Source organism: Martinezella multihospitum (assembly GCF_900094585.1).
Classification (GTDB): Bacteria; Pseudomonadota; Alphaproteobacteria; order Rhizobiales; family Rhizobiaceae; genus Rhizobium; species Rhizobium multihospitium.
This window is the reverse complement of sequence record NZ_FMAG01000004.1, coordinates 752435-769657: the sequence shown is the minus strand read 5'-3', so window position 1 is coordinate 769657 and position 17223 is coordinate 752435. Positions and strand designations below refer to the sequence as shown.

The following is a 17223-nucleotide window of genomic DNA, read 5'->3' as shown; positions in this document are numbered from 1 at the left end:
CAGCAAACAAAGGAGACGTGCCCCATGCCGTCATCATCACCGTCCGCCGGCAGCATCCTGATCATCGGCGCATCACGCGGCCTCGGCCATGCCATGGCCGAAGAATTCTTCAAGAAGGGCTGGTCCGTCGTCGGCACGGTGCGGGCCTCGCCGGCGAGGACGAAACTGCACGATCTGGCAGACCGCTCCGATGGCCGCGTCGCCATCGAAACGCTCGATATCAACGAGCCGGAACAGCTCGCCTCGCTGCGGAAGCGCCTTGACGGCCGCGTCTTCGATATGCTGTTCGTCAATGCGGGAACGACGAATGTCCCAACCGAGACGATCGCGGAGGTGACGACGGATGAGTTCGTGCGCGTCATGGTGACGAATGCGCTGAGCCCGATGCGGACCGTGGAAGGGTTGCAGGACCTCGTTTCGCCCATGGGGCTGATCGGCGTCATGTCGTCGGGGCAGGGGAGCGTCAGCAACAATACGACGGGTATGCGGGAGGTCTATCGCGGCAGCAAGGCGGCCTTGAACACGTTGATGCGCAGCTATGCCGCCCGGCATGCGGATGATGCGCGTACATTGGTGCTCATGGCTCCCGGTTGGGTCAAGACCGATCTGGGCGGCCCCGACGGGCGGCTGACGATCGAGGAAAGCATTCCAAACCTGGTGAATGTGCTTCTCGGCCAGCAGGGAAAGCGGGGCCTGGAATATCTGGACTATCTCGGCCGAACGGTTCCCTGGTGATCCGTCGTCAACGTAGCACATGAGCCTTGAGGCATCGCCAGACCGGAGGCCGCACCCGATTCGGCTGACGATTGTTCGGCGGATCGCCGAATACATAACGGAAATGAATCGAAGCTGGCCGACCGATTCAAAACACTCGTTGGACCGCAGCCGCGCGATCGACGATTCTTCCGGAATGCTTACTCAGCCCTATCAACTCTATATCGAGCGCACCAATGCCGCGAAGAACATGGCCCGCTATTATGCACTGGAGATATCGACGACCCTGTTCGGCGACACGTGTCTTACGCGACGATGGGGCCGCATAGGCTTCAGCGGACAGACGATGGCGCATCATTTCGAAGATGAAAGGGATGCCGTCAGACTGTTTCTCGCGCTGATCCGGCAGAAACGGGCAAAGGGCTACCGCCCATGCCCTCTGCGAGGCAGGGCGCTCACATGATTTCCATTGCGCCCGAGTGCACTACCCGAGATCTCGGGTAGTGACGTGTCCATAATGATTAGAGAGGCCTGACGTTTTCCGCCTTTGACTTGCCCGTCTTCCGGTCCTGACCCAGATCGTAGGAGACGGATTGTCCCTCCCTGAGCACGTTGCCGTATTGCAGGGCGGAGACGTGAACGAAAACGTCAGGTCCTCCGCTTTCCGGCGTAATGAAGCCAAAGCCCTTGTCGGTGTTGAAAAACTTAACCGTGCCAGTTGGCATGAAATCCCCATGTCTTTGCAGTTGATCGCGGCGGCAACCTAGCGGGCAACTGCTGTCAGATCAAGCACATCTGCTACAGGCGCCCAGTTGTCCAGTCTTTGGCGCCCGCCGCGTGAAGGGCGAAGTCAGCAGGCGAACCTTTTATCGCTCCGGCTCCGGCATGTTCAATGTGTACCGAGTGTGACGGCGCTCACCGCTCCGATTCAGCGCTCCCTTCCCGACCATATCGTGAAGGTCGCGCGTTGCCGTCGCTCGGGAGGCCCCTGTGATCGAGATGTAGTTTTCCGCGCTCAGGCCACCTTTGAAGCCTTCAATGCCTTCGCGGAAGATGCGGGAGACGACTTTATCCTGGCGTTCGTTGAACTGGCCACGGAACCGGTCATAGAATTTCGTCTTACGGATATGAAACGCGACACGGGCAAGGGTTGCCTGCTGTGCGTCCAGTACGGTTTGCGAAAAGTAGACAAGCCATTCGGTTATATCGAGCGTGCGCTGGCTTCTTTCGAGCTCTCCGTAATAGGTCTTGCGACCCTTCCCGATCGTATAAGCAAGTGAGATCAGACTTGGCTGTCCGATATTTTGGGCGAGCGACTTCTCCGCCAGCGCCCTGCCGATCCGACCATTGCCATCTTCGAAGGGATGTATGCTTTCGAAGTAGAGATGACCTATAGCGGCTCGCGTCAGGGGGGGGAGAGGGTTTTCGCTCTTCGGCGCCGATCTGTTGAACCAGGACACATACGCGTCCATCTCGACCGACACTTGCCTCGAAGGCGGCGCCTCGAAGTGAACGATCGGCTTGTCGACGCGGCGAGACACGATTTGCATCGCATCCTCATGCGTCCGATAGCCGCCGATCGTGGCAAGATGGCGGTTTCCGGTCATCAGCATGGAATGCCAGCGGAAAAGGGTTTCATGATCGAGCGGCTGAGACCATGTTTCGAAGACGTCGATCATCATCTCGGCGATTCCACGCTCCTGCGGCCCGATTGCTCTGATGTCGGCATCGAGGCCGAACTGCCGGCGCAAGGACGACTGCACGCTCAGTCGGTCGAGCAGCTCGCCCTCGATCTCGGAAGTCTTGACGGCTTCGTCGCTCAAAAGCTCGATCCGAAGCACCTTGCAGTCCTCTTCCTCAAAGTGACGCACGGCACCGATGATCTCTCCTGAGGACCGCAGGAATTGTCGCTCGAATGGTTCGAGCGCTTCACGATCATAGATAAAGTGTGGCCAGCCGGGCTGTGTCCAATTCCAATGCATGAGCGATAGCCATTTCTTCTATAACTCAGTTTTGCCGATATTTGTGAGTTATAGCAAGAGGGTTCTATCGCTCATGATTTCGATGAGGCCTGCCTTGATCGGGCATTCACGCACAACGCACGTCATTGGCGGTCACCGGAATCTGATACAAACTGTGATGGACTAGCCTGCAAAAGGATCTATTCTTGCGGCCTGCCTCCCAGTTTTGGAGGCATCAATCGATCTGCCAACAAGCACGAGCTCCATCCATGACCAAAGGCTCCGATCTCCTGGTGGCCGCACTCGAAAACGAGGGTGTCGACCGTATCTTCGGTATTCCAGGCGAAGAAAATCTCGATGTTGTCGAGTCTATCCGCAAATCGTCCATTCAGCTGGTGCTGACCCGGCATGAGCAGGCGGCCGCGTTCATGGCCGCGACCTATGGTCGCCTGACCGGCAAACCGGGCGTCTGCCTGACGACGCTCGGGCCGGGCGCCTTGAACCTTTCGACGGGTGCGGCATACGCGCTGCTCGGCGCCATGCCGATGGTGATGATCACCGGACAGAAAGGGATACTTTCGTCCCGGCAGGCCCGGTTCCAGGTGGTCGACGTGGTGGCGTCGATGAAGCCGCTCACCAAGCTTGCCAGACAGATCGTTTCGCCGCAGATGATCCCGACGATGGTCAGGGAAGCCTTCCGGATCGCGCAGGAGGAACGGCCGGGGCCGGTCCATCTCGAACTTCCGGAGGACATCGCTGCCGAAGAATGCGCGCCGGTCGCTCTCGTCGCGCCGCATCAGCTGGAGCTGCCGATCGCAAGTGACGCGGCCCTTGATCGGGCAGCCGCGCTCATCACTGCGGCAAAACGCCCGCTGCTCATGCTTGGGGCAGCAGCCTCGCGTCCTCGCTCGACGTCGGATATCGCGCAGTTCGTCATCCGCACCGGTATCCCGTTCTTCACGACCCAGATGGGCAAGGGAACGGTCCCGGGCGGAACCGAGCTCTACATGGGCACCGCCGCACTGTCGGAACGGGACTATGTCCATGAGGCGATCGAGCAGGCCGATCTCATCATCACTATCGGCCATGACACGATCGAGAAGCCGCCCTTCATCATGGGCAAGGGCGGTCCGAACGTCGTCCATGTCGGATATCAGCCGGCGACGGTCGAACAGGTCTATTTCCCGCAATCGGAAGTCATCGGCGACATCGGCCCATCGTTGAAGGCGCTGGCGGATCGCCTCGAAGGCAAGCTGCCGAACGCGCAAGCCCTTCTTCACCTGAGGGAACGCATCCTCGAGCGCATTGCCGTTCGGGCGACGGAGGATCGCTTCACGCCGCAGCGGCTGGTCCATGACATCCGGGAAGTCATGCCGCATGACGGCATCCTGGCGCTTGACAACGGCATGTACAAGATCTGGTTCGCACGGAACTATCGGACGCGCATGGCGAACACGCTGCTGCTCGACAACGCCCTCGCAACGATGGGCGCAGGGCTCCCTTCGGCCATGGTCGCCTCGATGCTCTATCCCGAGCGGCGTGTCATGGCGGTCTGCGGGGATGGCGGCTTCATGATGAACTCGCAGGAGATCGAGACGGCCGTCCGGCTGAAACTGAACCTCGTTATCCTCGTCATCGAGGATGACGCTTATGGCATGATCCGCTGGAAGCAGGCGGTGGACGAGTTCCCGGACTTCGGAATGACGTTCGGCAATCCGGATTTCGTTAGATATGCCGAGTCCTACGGCGCCAAGGGAACGAGGGTCGACGACATCAGCCAGTTCAAGCAAGCTCTCGAAGATGCCTTTTCCGGCGGCGGCGTTCATCTGGTGAACGTCCCGGTCGATTATTCGGAAAACGAACGTGTGCTGGTGAAGGAATTGCGCGAACGGCTTCCCGCCATCCTGGAGGATCAAGATGACGCTTAATCTGAAGGTTTATCAGGCATTCGATCGCGCGCTCATTGCGGAAATCCCGGCCGATGACGCCGCTGCTCTCGAGCACAGGCTCGACGTTGCCGCGAAAGCCTATGCCGATCGTAGCGCCTGGCTGCCGACGCATCGCAGGATGGCTATCCTCAGAAGGGTGTCTGAGCTTCTCTCGGAGAACCGTGACCGCTTTGCCATCATGATCGCCCGCGAAGGTGGCAAGCCGCTGACGGATGCGATCATTGAGGTCACGCGCGGGATCGATGGTCTCGTCAACGCGGCAGACGAGTTGCGCAATTTTGGCGGCAAGGAAATCCCGATGGGCCTGACTGCTGCCAGCACCAACCGATGGGCCTTCACCACCAAGGAGCCGATCGGCGTCGTGGCGGCGATATCGGCGTTCAACCACCCCCTCAATCTCATCATCCACCAGATTGCGCCCGCGGTGGCCGTTGGCTGCCCCGTCATCGTCAAGCCGGCGGCAACGACACCGATTTCCTGCGTCGAGATCGTCAAGCTGTTCTGGGAGGCGGGACTGGACGAGCGCTGGTGCCAGACCTTCATCACGGAGGATAATGCGCTTGCCGAGAGCTTTGCCAGGGATCAGCGCGTCGCCTTCCTGAGCTTCATCGGCTCGGCGAAGGTCGGCTGGTATCTGAAGAGCAAGCTGCCGCCAGGCACGAGATGCGCGCTGGAACATGGCGGAGCAGCACCTGTCATTGTCGATCGCAGCGCCAGCATCGACGCAATCGTCGGGACGATCGTCAAAGGCGGATATTATCACGCGGGGCAGGTCTGCGTGTCGGTGCAGCGCCTCTTCGTGCACAATGACATTCTAGCCAACTTCACCGACGCGCTCGCCGCCAAGGTCGCAAGCCTCCGCGTCGGCGATCCCACGTTGAAGGAGACGGAGGTCGGGCCGCTGATCCTGCCGCGCGAGACGGAACGTGTCGCAAGCTGGATCAAGGAAGCGACCGATGCGGGAGCAAGGCAATTCGGAGGAGGGCGACTGTCCGAAACCACGCTCCTACCCTCTGTCCTGCTCGATCCGCCGGCAGATGCCAAGGTGTCGCGGCTCGAGGTCTTCGGACCGCTGACCTGTGTCTATGGCTATAGCGACGTTGACGAGGCGATCCGTATAGCCAACTCGCTGCCCTACGCATTCCAGGCGAGCGTGTTTTCCACCGATATAGCCGTCGCACTCAAGGCGGCAAGACATCTCGATGCATCCGCGGTGCTCGTCAACGATCATACGGCCTTTCGAACCGACTGGATGCCTTTTGCCGGACGCAGGCAGTCGGGATACGGTGTCGGGGGTATTCCATGGACCATGGAGGAGATGGCCGACGACAAGATGGTGGTGTTCAACGGCGTCAGCTAGGTGAGGCCCGGCAAGCGTCATCCTCGAACTATCCGGCGATGGTCTTGCCGCAACTGATCGAGTGCTAATTCAGAATGACAGGAACGCGGTCAGCGTGACCGCGTTCCCTGATTTTGAAGCCTGACGGTCTTTCGCGGGCTGGCCGACTCCTTTGGATTAGACCTCCATCTCTGCGAGGCGATAGTCTACACGGGCGAATGGCATCGCCTACGAAAAGAGATCAATCAGGCGCGCCAGAAGTACAGGGCTGCCATTTGAGAAGACCCGAACTGCTCGCGGTGAGTGACGCTCATCCCCATTTCATCTCACCCTTTGCGACCTTGGCACCCAGTTCGAGGGAACCAACGTCGGCGAGATTGGGATATCGCTCGGTCATCGCGGCGATCAAAGCCGCACTATCCTTGGCCTTTTCTTCTTCTTCGTGGAAGGCGACCAGATAGTCGCGTGTGAACTTCACGGCATCGAGACCTTGCGGTGCGCCTTCGGTCTGGTGGGCGGGGATCACTATCTTCGGCTTGCGGGCTGCCAGTTCGTCGAGCGCCTTAATCCACGCCCGCCGCTTTTCAGGGGTGGCCTCGTCGGCGATCCAGACGTGAATGCCCGAAGACACCAGGACGCCGCCGAAGACGGCCTTGAGTGACGGGACCCACAGATAGCGCCGATCGTGCATGTCGGAAACTTCGACGATTTCGATCTTCTCACCGTCGAGATCGAGCGCTTTCAGATCCGACGCTGCCGGAATGACGACGTCGGCCAACGTCTGCGGACCGTTTTCTTTCAGTTGCGGTCCCCAGGTGGCAAGCTTGCCTTCGACGTTGGCATGGATAGCCGCAACCGTGACCGGCTTGGCGATGACCTTGGCATCGGGGAAGGTGGCGACAATCGGCCGGAGACTGAAGTAATAGTCCGGATCGTTACAGCTCACATAGATGGTGCTGAGACGCTTGCCCGTCGATTTGATGGCGTCAGCGACCGCCCGACCATCCGAAAGGGTGAAGCCGCCGTCGATGAGGATCGCCTCTTTCTTGCCGGTGAGCAGCACGGGTGTGCGGCGGAATCCAGTCTCGGGCGCCTGGAAGTATTGCCAGTTGAGTTTCGAGCCCGCGGCCCCGGCGGCGGCCAGGGGGATAATCGAGATGGCACTGGCGGCCAGGGAAAGTTTCAATGCGTCGCGTCTGGTAAACATGCTGGTTCCTTTGTCGTTCTTAGGATCATGCGGCTTTCAGATGCGCCATGAGGTTGTCATAGCTGCTGAAGAGGGCACTGGCATCCAAAAGGCGCTGATGCCCGTTTCTTTCGATCACCAGGGCCGGAACTCCGTTCGCGCCATGTCGGCGGAATAGATCCTGGCCCTGCGCGACGAGCTGGCGATTGCCGGCAAGCAATTCATCGGAGCCTTCGATCAAGAGGCTGGCTGCTTCTCCGAATCCTCCTGAAGAGAGCACCTCGGCGAGGACAGGCACATTGGTGATGTCCAGCCCTTTCACATACCGGGCATGCTGGATGAGGCGCAGCGCATCGAAGCGCTTGCGATGATCCATATGGCCCGCTGCTGTGATGGCGAGGGTGGCCGCGCCCGAGTCGAATAGCGAGCCCGGCTTGTTCAAGACATTGGAGCGATAGTCCCCGGAGAATGGCTGACCGCTCAGGCGCTCGATGCGCTGATCGTTCGACCAGGCATAGGCTGCGAAGGACGCATCCATCTCGCGCGCGCCGGATCCGGAAAACAGACCCGTCGGAAGGAGGCGGACGTCGACGCTCGCCGACAGCAGGCGTTCGATCATCGGGCTTGCTCCATAGCACCAGCCGCATAAGGGGTCGAAGAGGTAGGTGGCTGATAGTTCCTGCATGGATCGTGTCCTCTGTTTACGAAGTCAGATCATCTCAGCTCTTGCTCTGTAGAAAAATATCGGCCAATCATACAGACTGTATGAATTAATCAGACAATGACATGAGCGAACTCCTCAATCTCAACAGGCTGGCTTTCTTCACTTCCGTCGTGGAGACCGGATCGTTCACCGCCGCCGGCGAGCGGCTTGGCGTCGCCAAGGCCGTGGTCAGCCATCAGGTAGCACGCCTGGAGGAGGAACTCGGCGTTTCATTGTTGATGCGGACGACGCGGCGGTTGCATGCGACGGAAGAGGGCCGAATATTTTACGACCGCTGCGTGATCATCCTGCGGGAAGCGGAAGCCGCCTACGGAGAAATGGCCCTTCACGCGAGCGAACCGGCCGGTACGCTGACCCTGACCGCACCATTGGACTACGGCGCCGCGGTCGTTGCGTCCGTGGTCGTCGCCTACCGGGAGCGCTTCCCGCAAATGCGCGTCGATCTCATCTTCGATGACAGCGTCATTGATCTCGCCAGTGGTCAACTGGATCTGGCGATCAGGGTCGGCTGGCTGAACGATATGAGCAACAAAGCCCGGCGCCTGGGCACGTTCCAGCAATATCTGGTAGCGACACCGAAACTGGCGGCAAGCTTCCCCAAGGCCATCGAGCCCTCCGATGTGTCGGCGCTGCCCTGGATCGAGAACGCGGTCCTGCGCCAGCCGCTGCGCTGGGTGTTTTCTCGAGAAGGGCGCCAATCCGAGATCGTCGAGATGCATTCCGCCGTGCGGACGGACAAAACACCGTCAGCCTATGCTTGCGTAAAGGCTGGCATGGGCGTTTCCGTCTTTCCCGACTACATGGTCGTTGACGACATCGCGGCCGGGCGACTGCAGCGACTGGTTCCGGAGTGGACGCTGCCTGCCGGCGGCATTCATGCGGTGCTGCCGATCGCGCGTTTTCGCCCAGCCAAGGTCACGCGGTTCATCGAGATGATGCAGGCCGCCGAACGGCGCCGGGGAGCCGCTTCGAAATAAGCCTTCATGGCAATCCCAGAAGATCGGGTGCATATCTTTTCGCAATACAACCGATAAACGCAGCATGCTGACATCTGATGTCACAAGGTCAAATTAGAACCGTTTCAGCCGACCGATGATCAGAAAGGACAGCACATCTCTTGCTGAGATTTACGAAGCGCTCCAATGGGAATTATCGGGCGCTGTCGATGATCTGCCCGCCGTCAGGCGTCAGACTTGACCCCGTGATGAACTTCGAATCGCTGCTGGCGAGGAACAGGGCGACCGGAGCGACGTCGTCTTCGGGCGAGCCAAAGCGGCCGAGAGCATTCGCCGGCGGGGGAGTGTCTGGTCCTGCTCCCCAGGTGTCGGCCACGGGCAGAAGGTTGTTGACGGTGATCTTGTCCGGACCCCATTCCCGTGCGGCGGATCGCGTTAGGGCGCGGACGGCCTCTTTGGCAAGGTTGTACGGCCCGTAAGGCGACATGCCGAGAACGCCGGCCAGAGACGCAAAGTTGATCACCCGGCCTTCCCCACTGGCTTTCAGGTATGGGTGGCAGGCCTGCATGGTCCGCAGGTATGCAATCGGCCCCATATCGAAGTTGCGCTGCAGCTGTTCGATGGAGAGATCGCGGATAGAGGATTGAACGACGGTCGGGTCGAATGCGACATTTACAAGGATGTCGATGCCGCCGAATGTCTGCACGACCTTAGCCACTGCTTCTGCAATCTGCCCGCCGTCACTCAGGTCACAGACCACGCCGAGTGCGGTGCCCCCCTTGGATTGAATATGATCGACGACCGCATTCACGTTGGCGCGGGTGAGCGACAATACGGCCACTTTCGCGCCTTCGGCAGCAAAGAGTTCTGCCGTGGCGCGTCCGATGCCTCTGCCGGCACCGGCGACGATAGCCACTTTTCCGGTTAGCTTTCCCATTTGGTTTCCTTTCGGGTTAGGCAATTAGAGCGCCTGCGCGAACGCATATGGTGAGGGAACTTGGCGTCCCGCGTTCTGTGTCGCGAAAGAGGCGACGAGCAATGCCAGTCCTATGACGGCCGGCAATGCGCCCAGAGGTTTGCGAGCGCCCATGTGGGCAAGCCCGGAAAGCAGGAGGTGAAACAACATGCCTGCATATGCCAGATCACTGACGGCAACGTTGAACCGCAAGACGATAGCGGCGACGGCAGCGAGTTTCACGAAGGTCAGAAAGTGCACAAGATAGCTGGGGTAGCCGAACTCGAGGATTGTTTGCCGCACCCACTCGGTCTTGACGACATAGGTCACGGCAGAGGCCAGGTACAATAAGATAAGCAAGGCCGTCGCGGCCCAGTAAATATAGAATTCAGACATAGGATATCCGTTGCCGCCGGATGGCTCCGGCAGCTTGCTCCGTTGAAGATTTTCGATGTCCGGAATAGCGATCCGCTATCTCTCCGGTGCGTGGATTGAAAATGTGGTATTAAATGAATGTACGCAAGTAGGATGAATTCGGTGCTGTAAGTATGAAAAACCAGACTAATGAACCAGCAAACATCAACATGCATGAAGAGATGCGCCGTGCCTTCGCTTTGCTTTCGGGAAAATGGAAGCTGGAAATCATGTGGCTTCTTAACCAACGGGTCTATCGGTTTAATGAGTTGCGCAAAGCGATCCCAGGCATCACCCAGCACATGTTGACCGCACAATTGCGGGAGCTGGAGGCCGATGGCCTTGTGTCGCGCACTGTCTTCGCCGAAGTTCCGCCTCGCGTGGAGTACGAGATCACCGCGAAGGCGAGAGGGCTCGGACCGACCATGGAAGCCCTGACGGCGTGGTGGAACGAGTATGGGAGAAGCGTGCCTGAAAGGACGACAACCCGCGGACGAAAGCAGACCGCGAAAAGGTAGCTGATTGAAGAGCAGCCGAGGGGGGTGTCGGATGGCCGACGTCGGCGTTTCTGTGTCACCAACGCTCCCGGCCCAAAGCCGTTATGACCTTGGGCCGAGCATGCGCGATCAGACAGCGAGATGCTGACCGAAGAAGTCGCCGAGCTTCTCGAAGGGGATCAGATCGACCCTGTCGTAGAGATCGACATGGCCGGCGCCAGCGACCCAGACCAGTTCCTTCGGCTCTGCTGCACGATCATAGGCGTTCTGACTGAACTCTTTCGAGTGAGCGCGATCGCCGGAGACAAACAGCATCGGACGCGGGGAGATCGTCTCGATGTCGTTGAATGGATAGAAGTTCATGAACTTCACACTGCTGGTCAGCGTCGGCTTCGTCGTGGTTTGCCTGGTTGCGCCCTCCGGTGTGAATTCGCCGCGTGGAGTGCGGTAGAAATCATAGAACTCGCGCTGCACCGGATCTGTGTCGGCCGTCAGTTCAAGAGTTGTACCGCCGACATATTGGATGTCGCCACCGCCGAATTCCGACCAGCGCTGCTCGGCCGCCGTGGCGATGAACTGTTTGCGCTGCTCTACGGTCTGCGACTTGTTCAGCGCATCGCGGAAGGCCGCGCCCATATCGTACATGCTGACGGTGGCGATCGCCTTGATGCGGGGATCGATCTTTGCGGCGCTGATGATGAAGCTGCCACTTCCGCAGACACCGATACCGCCGATACGTCCACGGTCAACGTAAGTCTGACTGCCCAGGAAATCGACGCCCGCGCTGAACGCCTCAGCATAGATGTCCGGCGAGACGAGGTTGCGGGATTGACCTTCACTCGATCCCCAGAAGGGCAGGTCGATCGACATTGCGACGAATCCTTGCTCTGCCATCTTGGTTGCATAAAGATTGGCGCTCTGCTCCTTCACGGCACCCATGGGGTGGCCGACGATGATTGCGGGGTGCTTGGCCGCACGGTCGAGGTCGTTGGGAAGAAAGAGGTTCCCCGCGACATTCATCTGGTATTGAGTTCTGAACGTGACTTTTTGAAGAGTCACCTTGTCGCTGGTGTAGAAGTTGTTTGCACCGTTGGACATATCCTGTGCCTTTGCGAATTGAGTGTCGAAGAATGATGCAGCGCCGAGAGCCGCGACGCTTATGCCTGTCAGCTTCAGCATTTGGCGTCGGTCGATGCCCTGATCGAATGCGGGAATCTTATGTTCATGCTGGTCAGTCATCCGTGGTCTCCATGGTAGTGGACGCGTAGCGCAGGGAGAGACGATCCACGCAGGCGTCCGGTCTCTGCGCGATCGAAATTTTAGTGACTGGCAGATCTTCAGATGCGTTCGATGTGCACTGGGTATTCACCTCGAACGCGCAGGGGTTCGAACCCGCCCTCAAAACGCCCGAGCCGGATCAGCCCATCCCATTTGTAGTCGCCATAGAACAGCGCCAGGTTGCCCCATGGCTTGAAATAGCAGAGGTCGCCTGGACGCTCGTTGCCGAACGGTCCGCTTCCATCCTCCGTCAACTTGCGAGGCAGGCGGACGATTTTTTCGTTGTTTGCATAGTCCTCGATCCTGAGGTTGAGCGGCAACATGGATACGAGGTCTCGCGCCGACGGATTGTCGTAAAGGGTCGCGGTCAGGACAAGGTCATTGAAGGTCAGCCTGATCCTGAGGTCGGTCGGTTTCTGACTGTTCGGATCGCGCCCCTGTTGGGCGCGACCTATTCCCGGCAAAATCATGGAGGCACCTATTCCTGTGAGCAGCGTTCGGCGGTGGATTGTGATGGTCGTCAATGCGGTTTCCTCCGGATTGAACGCCGGGCGAGGACTGCGAGCAGCGACGATCCCGCCAGGGCAGCGGCCGCAAAGGAGAAGCTGGTCTGCCAGCCGGCTCCCTCGGAAAGGCCGGAGGCGACAAGTATCAGGGAGAAAGACGACAGAACGAGACATCGATCGATCAGACGGGCCAGATTCGACACCGAGAGGCTGATCAAAACGGCGAATGTGCCGGAAATCGAAATAGCTTGGCCCATACGTCCTTCGGTCACGCCGAGATCAGTGGCAATTGGCGACAGGAAGCTGACCGGCATGAATTCCGCCACGCACAGCGCTGTTGCGGATACGGCGTCCCATGCCGCCAGAACGGCGCGTGAAGGTTGCAGGACATCCGGGTGCGTAAGGTCTCGTTGCGTCATGCATGAAACATAGATCGAGCCGACTTCCATTATTAGCCATTGCAATTTGTTCGAACTTATCGACTCCTGACATTAATCGATCAGAATGTGAGGCGCGGCCGATGAAGCGGGAAGATTTGAACGACATGCTATGGTTCTTGGCTGTTGCCGAAGAGCGCAGCTTCACGAAGGCCGCAGCGAGGCTTGGCACATCACAATCAACGATCAGCCATACGATCAAGAAGCTCGAGGTGCGCATGGGCCTGCGGCTGTTGACGCGCACCACGCGCAGCGTCTCGCCGACAGAAGCCGGAGAGCGCCTTATCCGCTCGCTGGCGCCCCGCATCAAGGAACTTGAGCTCGAGATCGACGAGCTTATGGAGATCAGGGACAAGCCATCGGGGACGGTCAGGATCACCCTGTCGGATCACGCATTGCAGAGTGTCGTCTGGCCGAAGCTGCGTCCGGTTCTGCGGGTCTATCCGGACCTAAGATTGGAGCTCGATACCGACAATGGTTTTCGCAATATCGTCGAGGATCGGTTCGATGCAGGTGTGCGCCTCGGTGAGAGCATAGACAAAGACATGGTCGCGGTAAGGATAGGGCCGGACTGGCGTCTCGTGGCTGTTGCATCTCCTGATTATCTCGCCACCCATCCAGCGCCGCAGATCCCGCAGGATCTCGTCGACCATGATTGCATCAATCATCGCCAGTCGCGCTCAGGCGGCCTGTATGTCTGGGAGTTCGCCAAAGGGGAAAGGGAACTGCGAGTTCGTGTCGACGGACAGCTTACCTTCAGCACCAGTTACGCGATGATAGACGCAGCGGCGAACGGGTACGGGATCGCCTACGTACCGGAAGACATCGTCGCGCACGAGATCACATCCGGCCGTTTGGTGCAGGTTCTCGACGACTGGTCCCCAGCCTTTTCTGGCTATTATCTCTATTATCCCAGTCGGAAGCAGAATTCACCTGCCTTCAGGGTCGTCATCGAAGCCTTGCGACAATCCTAGACGTAGAATCTCTCAGATCCGGCCCGACACCATCTGCGTGATGAGGGTGATGCGGCGAGACCGGAAAGCGGGTCTTATTCTGCCGTGGCGCTCAAGCTCCGCCAATCCGTGAAGTCCAGCCCAGAAAGTCTCAGTCGCGGTATCCACATCCTGGGCGAACGGCGCGATCACCGTCGCCATGGCTCCAAAACCCTCACGCAGCTGCGCCGGCGTGTCGGACCTGGCGAAGCGGAGGCCCGTCGGAAGGATGAACATCGCCTCATACATCGCGGGCCGGGCGAAAGCGAAATCGAGATAGGCGGTCGCAACCTCTTCCACCGACTCCTCTGGCGTTGAGGATGGTCTGATGGCGGCACGGAGTATCGTAGCCAATTCGCCGAAGCCCTCAAGAGCGACCGCTCCGACGATTTCGTCACGATTTTGGAAATGCGAATAGAGAACGGGTTGGCTGTATTCTATCTCGTCAGCGAGGCGCCGGATGGTGACGGAAGCCCAGCCGTCGCGTTCTGCAATCGTCCTTGCAGCAACCACGATCTTGCGGCGACGTTCGTCCTTTTCCCGGATCTTGCGTTCGCTGATGCCCACGTCGTTCCTCTATTTTCGGTCGCATGATTTCTCTTTCGCAAAGGCTATCAAAAAGAACATCAGTTGACAAACTAGCATTGCTAGAATAAATGATAATGATATGAGAATTTATGGCGCTACTGGCCGTTACAGAAGAGAAAATCGATGAATCTTCCAATTCAAATTTTCACGGGCGCAACGGTGCTCGAAAACGTCCTCGTCTGGCTGGCTGCTGCGGCGTTCTTCGTCGGCGGTATCGTCAACATGAGTGGCCATCAAAAAATCCGCGCGGGCTTCGTACAGCTCGGATTTCCATCCTGGTGGTGCTGGGTTACGGCCGCGCTTGAACTCTTGACGGCAGTGTTGTTGGTCACAGCCGGCGTCCGATACATCGGGGTCGCATTGGGCGCCTGCATCATGCTCGCTGCAATTGCGGCCATTGTCCGTATCCGGAACTATAGGGAACTCCCACCGCCAGTGGTGTTCCTACTCTTGCTGGTACTGGTCACCGTCGGCGGCCACGCTTGAGCATCTCCCAGTAAAAAGGGCTCTTTATCCAGAGAGCCCGCGCGAAACCGGCTGGATAGGGCTTTCCATTGCCAAGGCATTGGGCGTCATCCGAGCTCCAGCCATCAATCCCTCCTGAAAGAAGACGCCGGATGGAGCGCAATCGCCTCCGGACAGCGCAATGCAACGGCCCGAAGGAGGCCAGAATTATCATGTCAAATCCTACAGCAAGCACGGTCGTCGTCTATCATTCCGGCTACGGTCACACCCAGCGGATGGCGGAAGCCGTTGCGGAAGGTGCGGGCGGCGCGCTTTACGCAATTGACGCCGACGGCAATCTTTCAGATGACGGATGGGCCGCGTTGGATGCCGCGGACGCCATCATCTTCGGATCGCCAACCTACATGGGCGGTCCGAGCTGGCAGTTTAAGAAGTTCGCGGACACTTCCTCGAAGGCTTGGTTCACCAACAAATGGCAGGACAAGGTTTTCGGAGGCTTCACCAACAGCGCCAGTTTAAACGGCGACAAGCTCAATACCCTCGAATACCTCGTGCTTCTGGCGGGACAGCACGGCGGTCTTTGGGTCAGTCTGGGGATGAAACCTGCAAATGTGAAGGCGTCGAAGCGAGACGATGCAAACAGGATGGGGTCGTACATCGCGCCCATGGCGCAGTCCGATGCCGACGCAGCCCCAAGCGAAATGTCGATCGGCGACCTGGAAACCGCCCGCGTCTACGGCGAGCGCGTGGCACGAGTTGCGCAACGGTTAACATTGGCTCGGGCAGCCTGACGCATGTCTTCAAACAATTCATTTGCGCGATACGATGCCCATCTCACGAATCTTGCAAATCAACACCGAACAGCTCTTGATGCATGTGCTCGACTGCGATGCCGATGCCGCCGACCAGAGCCGCCCGATTGCCAAACTGGCTGATCTCGATGCGGGGTGGGTAAGGCGTGCAACGTGGCAGATACCTGCGAATGGCTTCAACAAGTTCGGGGCGCGCGCCGATACTGCCGCCCATGATCACCAGCTCTGGATCGAGCGTTGCACCGATCGCGGCAATGGCAAGTGCAATCGATCGCGAAGTTTCCTCGATCACCGCAACAGCGGCTGGCTCGCCAGCCACCAGAGCCGAAAAAAGATCCGCTACGGTTGCCTCGCTTTGCCCACCATATCCGGAATAGCGCCGCACCATTGCCGCACTACCCACGGCGCTTTCAAGAGTGCCGAGGGTAAAGCCGCCCGGATCAAATGGCTCACCGCCGAGAGGTAGATAGGCAATCTCCCCGGCGGCACCGCGCGCACCGCGCATGAGGCTACCATTTGCAATAATGCCCATGCCGATACCGGTGCCTACAGCCACGAAGGCAAAATTATCCGATGTGGAGCCGTGCCCTCGCCATCGCTCTCCTTGCGCAGCAAGATTAACGTCGTTCTCAATGATGACCGGGATTGCCATCCGGTCGCTCAAGAGTCGGCGCAAGTCAATTGTTTCGACTCCCGGAATGTTCGGGGCGACATTGATATGTCCGGTGGCCGGATCAAGCACGCCTGGCGTAGCCAGCGCTATGACGCGTAATTTGGAGAGATCGATGCAGGCGCCCCGGGCAAGGTCCTGTATAATGGCGTGGAATTGATCAACGAGATGAACTCCGCCGCGCGAGCTTGTTGGCACTTTCGTTTCGGCAACGATATTGCCAACCAGATCGCAGATGACAGCCGCGATTTTGGTTCCACCTAGATCGATGGATGCAGCGAAACCGGCACTTGCATCGAGCTCGTAGGTTATTGCGGTTCGCCCCAAGCGCCCATCGGTATATCCGGTCGGCTTCAACCAACCATTGTTCTCCAAATTGCGAACAACGTCGGAAATCGTCTGCTTGGACAAGCCGGTTTGCTTGGCAATATCCGCGCGGGAAATAGGACCTTTTGCAAGTATGGTCCGAATGACGGAATTTGTTGAAATTTTTCGCGCTATCGGCGTCTGGGTCGCATTTGGCATCAGTGCTGGCTCGCGTTCCGCCTCTAATTAGTTCGGGACCTTTTCCTAATTCATCCAATCTCGCGCTGTGGCTGTGCCAGCTTCAAGTGAAAAATCCCGGAATTCAAGTGAATCTCGATCATTTGGCTAAATCAAATCATTTAATTTGTCCATGTCATTGACAAATTAAGCGCCCAATTTGTAGACTTGCCCAATGGCTGAGCAAATTGCGGAGGGGTAATGAAAGCGAGGTCAAAGGATGGGAAAGATAGTCCT

The 17223-nt window shown here is 58.5% G+C and carries 20 protein-coding genes; 9 read left to right on the top strand and 11 right to left on the bottom strand.

Annotation, left to right across the window (positions count from 1 at the left end; translation table 11 throughout):
- Window positions 1–24: 24 nt before the first annotated feature.
- Together GA0061103_RS19670 and GA0061103_RS19665 are read left to right on the top strand one after the other, a co-directional pair.
- Entirely contained in the window at window positions 25–735 is a 711-nt protein-coding gene (locus tag GA0061103_RS19670; protein WP_092714030.1) for an SDR family NAD(P)-dependent oxidoreductase, read from the top strand.
- 175 nt (window positions 736–910) lie between these two features.
- Window positions 911–1177, top strand: coding sequence for a WGR domain-containing protein (locus GA0061103_RS19665; RefSeq protein ID WP_092714415.1), 267 nt, complete (start codon window positions 911–913; stop codon window positions 1175–1177).
- Window positions 1178–1235: 58 nt separating this feature from the next.
- Here GA0061103_RS19665 and GA0061103_RS19660 read toward each other — a convergent pair whose 3' ends face one another.
- Window positions 1236–1439: a cold-shock protein gene (locus tag GA0061103_RS19660; RefSeq protein ID WP_047631453.1), complete on the bottom strand. Its 204-nt coding sequence runs from the start codon at window positions 1437–1439 to the stop codon at window positions 1236–1238.
- A gap of 141 nt (window positions 1440–1580) precedes the next feature.
- Window positions 1581–2696, bottom strand: coding sequence for a Fic family protein (locus GA0061103_RS19655; RefSeq protein ID WP_092714028.1), 1116 nt, complete (start codon window positions 2694–2696; stop codon window positions 1581–1583).
- Window positions 2697–2944: 248 nt separating this feature from the next.
- Between GA0061103_RS19655 and GA0061103_RS19650 the strand changes: the two genes are divergently transcribed.
- Entirely contained in the window at window positions 2945–4603 is a 1659-nt protein-coding gene (locus tag GA0061103_RS19650) for an acetolactate synthase large subunit (RefSeq protein ID WP_092714026.1), read from the top strand.
- A complete protein-coding gene (locus GA0061103_RS19645; RefSeq protein ID WP_092714024.1) occupies window positions 4593–5984 on the top strand; it encodes an aldehyde dehydrogenase family protein in 1392 nt (463 codons plus the stop codon). The genes GA0061103_RS19650 and GA0061103_RS19645 overlap by 11 nt, the downstream gene beginning before the upstream one ends.
- A gap of 289 nt (window positions 5985–6273) precedes the next feature.
- Here the strand turns inward: GA0061103_RS19645 and GA0061103_RS19640 are convergent, their stop codons facing one another.
- Both GA0061103_RS19640 and GA0061103_RS19635 read right to left on the bottom strand, forming a co-directional pair.
- Window positions 6274–7170: an MBL fold metallo-hydrolase gene (locus tag GA0061103_RS19640; protein ID WP_092714022.1), complete on the bottom strand. Its 897-nt coding sequence runs from the start codon at window positions 7168–7170 to the stop codon at window positions 6274–6276.
- A gap of 25 nt (window positions 7171–7195) precedes the next feature.
- Window positions 7196–7834: a DsbA family protein gene (locus GA0061103_RS19635; RefSeq protein WP_092714020.1), complete on the bottom strand. Its 639-nt coding sequence runs from the start codon at window positions 7832–7834 to the stop codon at window positions 7196–7198.
- Between the two features lie 101 nt (window positions 7835–7935).
- Here GA0061103_RS19635 and GA0061103_RS19630 point away from each other — a divergent pair, with 101 nt between their 5' ends.
- A complete protein-coding gene (locus GA0061103_RS19630; RefSeq protein ID WP_092714018.1) occupies window positions 7936–8850 on the top strand; it encodes a LysR family transcriptional regulator in 915 nt (304 codons plus the stop codon).
- Between the two features lie 172 nt (window positions 8851–9022).
- Here GA0061103_RS19630 and GA0061103_RS19625 read toward each other — a convergent pair whose 3' ends face one another.
- On the bottom strand, window positions 9023–9766 hold the full coding sequence (locus tag GA0061103_RS19625; RefSeq protein ID WP_092714017.1) for an SDR family NAD(P)-dependent oxidoreductase: 744 nt from the start codon (window positions 9764–9766) through the stop codon (window positions 9023–9025).
- Between the two features lie 24 nt (window positions 9767–9790).
- Window positions 9791–10180: a DoxX family protein gene (locus tag GA0061103_RS19620; RefSeq protein WP_092714015.1), complete on the bottom strand. Its 390-nt coding sequence runs from the start codon at window positions 10178–10180 to the stop codon at window positions 9791–9793.
- Between the two features lie 152 nt (window positions 10181–10332).
- Here GA0061103_RS19620 and GA0061103_RS19615 point away from each other — a divergent pair, with 152 nt between their 5' ends.
- Complete coding sequence (locus GA0061103_RS19615) at window positions 10333–10716, top strand: winged helix-turn-helix transcriptional regulator (RefSeq protein WP_092714013.1); 384 nt, start codon at window positions 10333–10335, stop codon at window positions 10714–10716.
- Window positions 10717–10824: 108 nt separating this feature from the next.
- Here GA0061103_RS19615 and GA0061103_RS19610 read toward each other — a convergent pair whose 3' ends face one another.
- From GA0061103_RS19610 to GA0061103_RS19600, 3 genes are all read right to left on the bottom strand, one after another.
- Window positions 10825–11934: an alpha/beta hydrolase gene (locus GA0061103_RS19610; RefSeq protein ID WP_113349179.1), complete on the bottom strand. Its 1110-nt coding sequence runs from the start codon at window positions 11932–11934 to the stop codon at window positions 10825–10827.
- A gap of 98 nt (window positions 11935–12032) precedes the next feature.
- A complete protein-coding gene (locus GA0061103_RS19605; RefSeq protein ID WP_092714411.1) occupies window positions 12033–12443 on the bottom strand; it encodes a cyclophilin-like fold protein in 411 nt (136 codons plus the stop codon).
- Window positions 12444–12493: 50 nt separating this feature from the next.
- A complete protein-coding gene (locus GA0061103_RS19600) occupies window positions 12494–12898 on the bottom strand; it encodes a hypothetical protein (protein WP_425349519.1) in 405 nt (134 codons plus the stop codon).
- Window positions 12899–12999: 101 nt separating this feature from the next.
- Here GA0061103_RS19600 and GA0061103_RS19595 point away from each other — a divergent pair, with 101 nt between their 5' ends.
- Window positions 13000–13890 carry a LysR family transcriptional regulator gene (locus GA0061103_RS19595; RefSeq protein ID WP_092714011.1) on the top strand — a complete coding sequence of 297 codons (891 nt, stop codon included), beginning with the start codon at window positions 13000–13002 and terminating at the stop codon, window positions 13888–13890.
- A gap of 12 nt (window positions 13891–13902) precedes the next feature.
- On the opposite strand, the gene GA0061103_RS19590 is transcribed toward GA0061103_RS19595, so the two are convergent.
- Window positions 13903–14475, bottom strand: coding sequence for a TetR/AcrR family transcriptional regulator (locus GA0061103_RS19590; RefSeq protein ID WP_092714009.1), 573 nt, complete (start codon window positions 14473–14475; stop codon window positions 13903–13905).
- Between the two features lie 144 nt (window positions 14476–14619).
- On the opposite strand from GA0061103_RS19590, the gene GA0061103_RS19585 reads away from it, so the two are divergent.
- Together GA0061103_RS19585 and GA0061103_RS19580 are read left to right on the top strand one after the other, a co-directional pair.
- The gene (locus GA0061103_RS19585) at window positions 14620–14982 is read left to right on the top strand and encodes a DoxX family protein (RefSeq protein ID WP_092714007.1); all 363 of its coding nucleotides are present in this window, start codon (window positions 14620–14622) and stop codon (window positions 14980–14982) included.
- 191 nt (window positions 14983–15173) lie between these two features.
- On the top strand, window positions 15174–15752 hold the full coding sequence (locus GA0061103_RS19580) for a flavodoxin family protein (protein WP_162747808.1): 579 nt from the start codon (window positions 15174–15176) through the stop codon (window positions 15750–15752).
- A gap of 43 nt (window positions 15753–15795) precedes the next feature.
- On the opposite strand, the gene GA0061103_RS19575 is transcribed toward GA0061103_RS19580, so the two are convergent.
- Complete coding sequence (locus tag GA0061103_RS19575; protein ID WP_092714005.1) at window positions 15796–16968, bottom strand: ROK family transcriptional regulator; 1173 nt, start codon at window positions 16966–16968, stop codon at window positions 15796–15798.
- Window positions 16969–17223: the final 255 nt, after the last annotated feature.

Bases quoted from the DNA above. Each gene is read 5' to 3' on its own strand.
- GA0061103_RS19670 (WP_092714030.1), top strand. From the start codon at position 25: ATGCCGTCATCATCACCGTCCGCCGGCAGCATCCTGATCATCGGCGCA.
- GA0061103_RS19665 (WP_092714415.1), top strand. From the start codon at position 911: ATGCTTACTCAGCCCTATCAACTCTATATCGAGCGCACCAATGCCGCG.
- GA0061103_RS19660 (WP_047631453.1), bottom strand. From the start codon at position 1,439: ATGCCAACTGGCACGGTTAAGTTTTTCAACACCGACAAGGGCTTTGGC.
- GA0061103_RS19655 (WP_092714028.1), bottom strand. From the start codon at position 2,696: ATGCATTGGAATTGGACACAGCCCGGCTGGCCACACTTTATCTATGAT.
- GA0061103_RS19650 (WP_092714026.1), top strand. From the start codon at position 2,945: ATGACCAAAGGCTCCGATCTCCTGGTGGCCGCACTCGAAAACGAGGGT.
- GA0061103_RS19645 (WP_092714024.1), top strand. From the start codon at position 4,593: ATGACGCTTAATCTGAAGGTTTATCAGGCATTCGATCGCGCGCTCATT.
- GA0061103_RS19640 (WP_092714022.1), bottom strand. From the start codon at position 7,170: ATGTTTACCAGACGCGACGCATTGAAACTTTCCCTGGCCGCCAGTGCC.
- GA0061103_RS19635 (WP_092714020.1), bottom strand. From the start codon at position 7,834: ATGCAGGAACTATCAGCCACCTACCTCTTCGACCCCTTATGCGGCTGG.
- GA0061103_RS19630 (WP_092714018.1), top strand. From the start codon at position 7,936: ATGAGCGAACTCCTCAATCTCAACAGGCTGGCTTTCTTCACTTCCGTC.
- GA0061103_RS19625 (WP_092714017.1), bottom strand. From the start codon at position 9,766: ATGGGAAAGCTAACCGGAAAAGTGGCTATCGTCGCCGGTGCCGGCAGA.
- GA0061103_RS19620 (WP_092714015.1), bottom strand. From the start codon at position 10,180: ATGTCTGAATTCTATATTTACTGGGCCGCGACGGCCTTGCTTATCTTA.
- GA0061103_RS19615 (WP_092714013.1), top strand. From the start codon at position 10,333: ATGAAAAACCAGACTAATGAACCAGCAAACATCAACATGCATGAAGAG.
- GA0061103_RS19610 (WP_113349179.1), bottom strand. From the start codon at position 11,934: ATGACTGACCAGCATGAACATAAGATTCCCGCATTCGATCAGGGCATC.
- GA0061103_RS19605 (WP_092714411.1), bottom strand. From the start codon at position 12,443: ATGATTTTGCCGGGAATAGGTCGCGCCCAACAGGGGCGCGATCCGAAC.
- GA0061103_RS19600 (WP_425349519.1), bottom strand. From the start codon at position 12,898: ATGACGCAACGAGACCTTACGCACCCGGATGTCCTGCAACCTTCACGC.
- GA0061103_RS19595 (WP_092714011.1), top strand. From the start codon at position 13,000: ATGAAGCGGGAAGATTTGAACGACATGCTATGGTTCTTGGCTGTTGCC.
- GA0061103_RS19585 (WP_092714007.1), top strand. From the start codon at position 14,620: ATGAATCTTCCAATTCAAATTTTCACGGGCGCAACGGTGCTCGAAAAC.
- GA0061103_RS19580 (WP_162747808.1), top strand. From the start codon at position 15,174: ATGTCAAATCCTACAGCAAGCACGGTCGTCGTCTATCATTCCGGCTAC.
- GA0061103_RS19575 (WP_092714005.1), bottom strand. From the start codon at position 16,968: ATGCCAAATGCGACCCAGACGCCGATAGCGCGAAAAATTTCAACAAAT.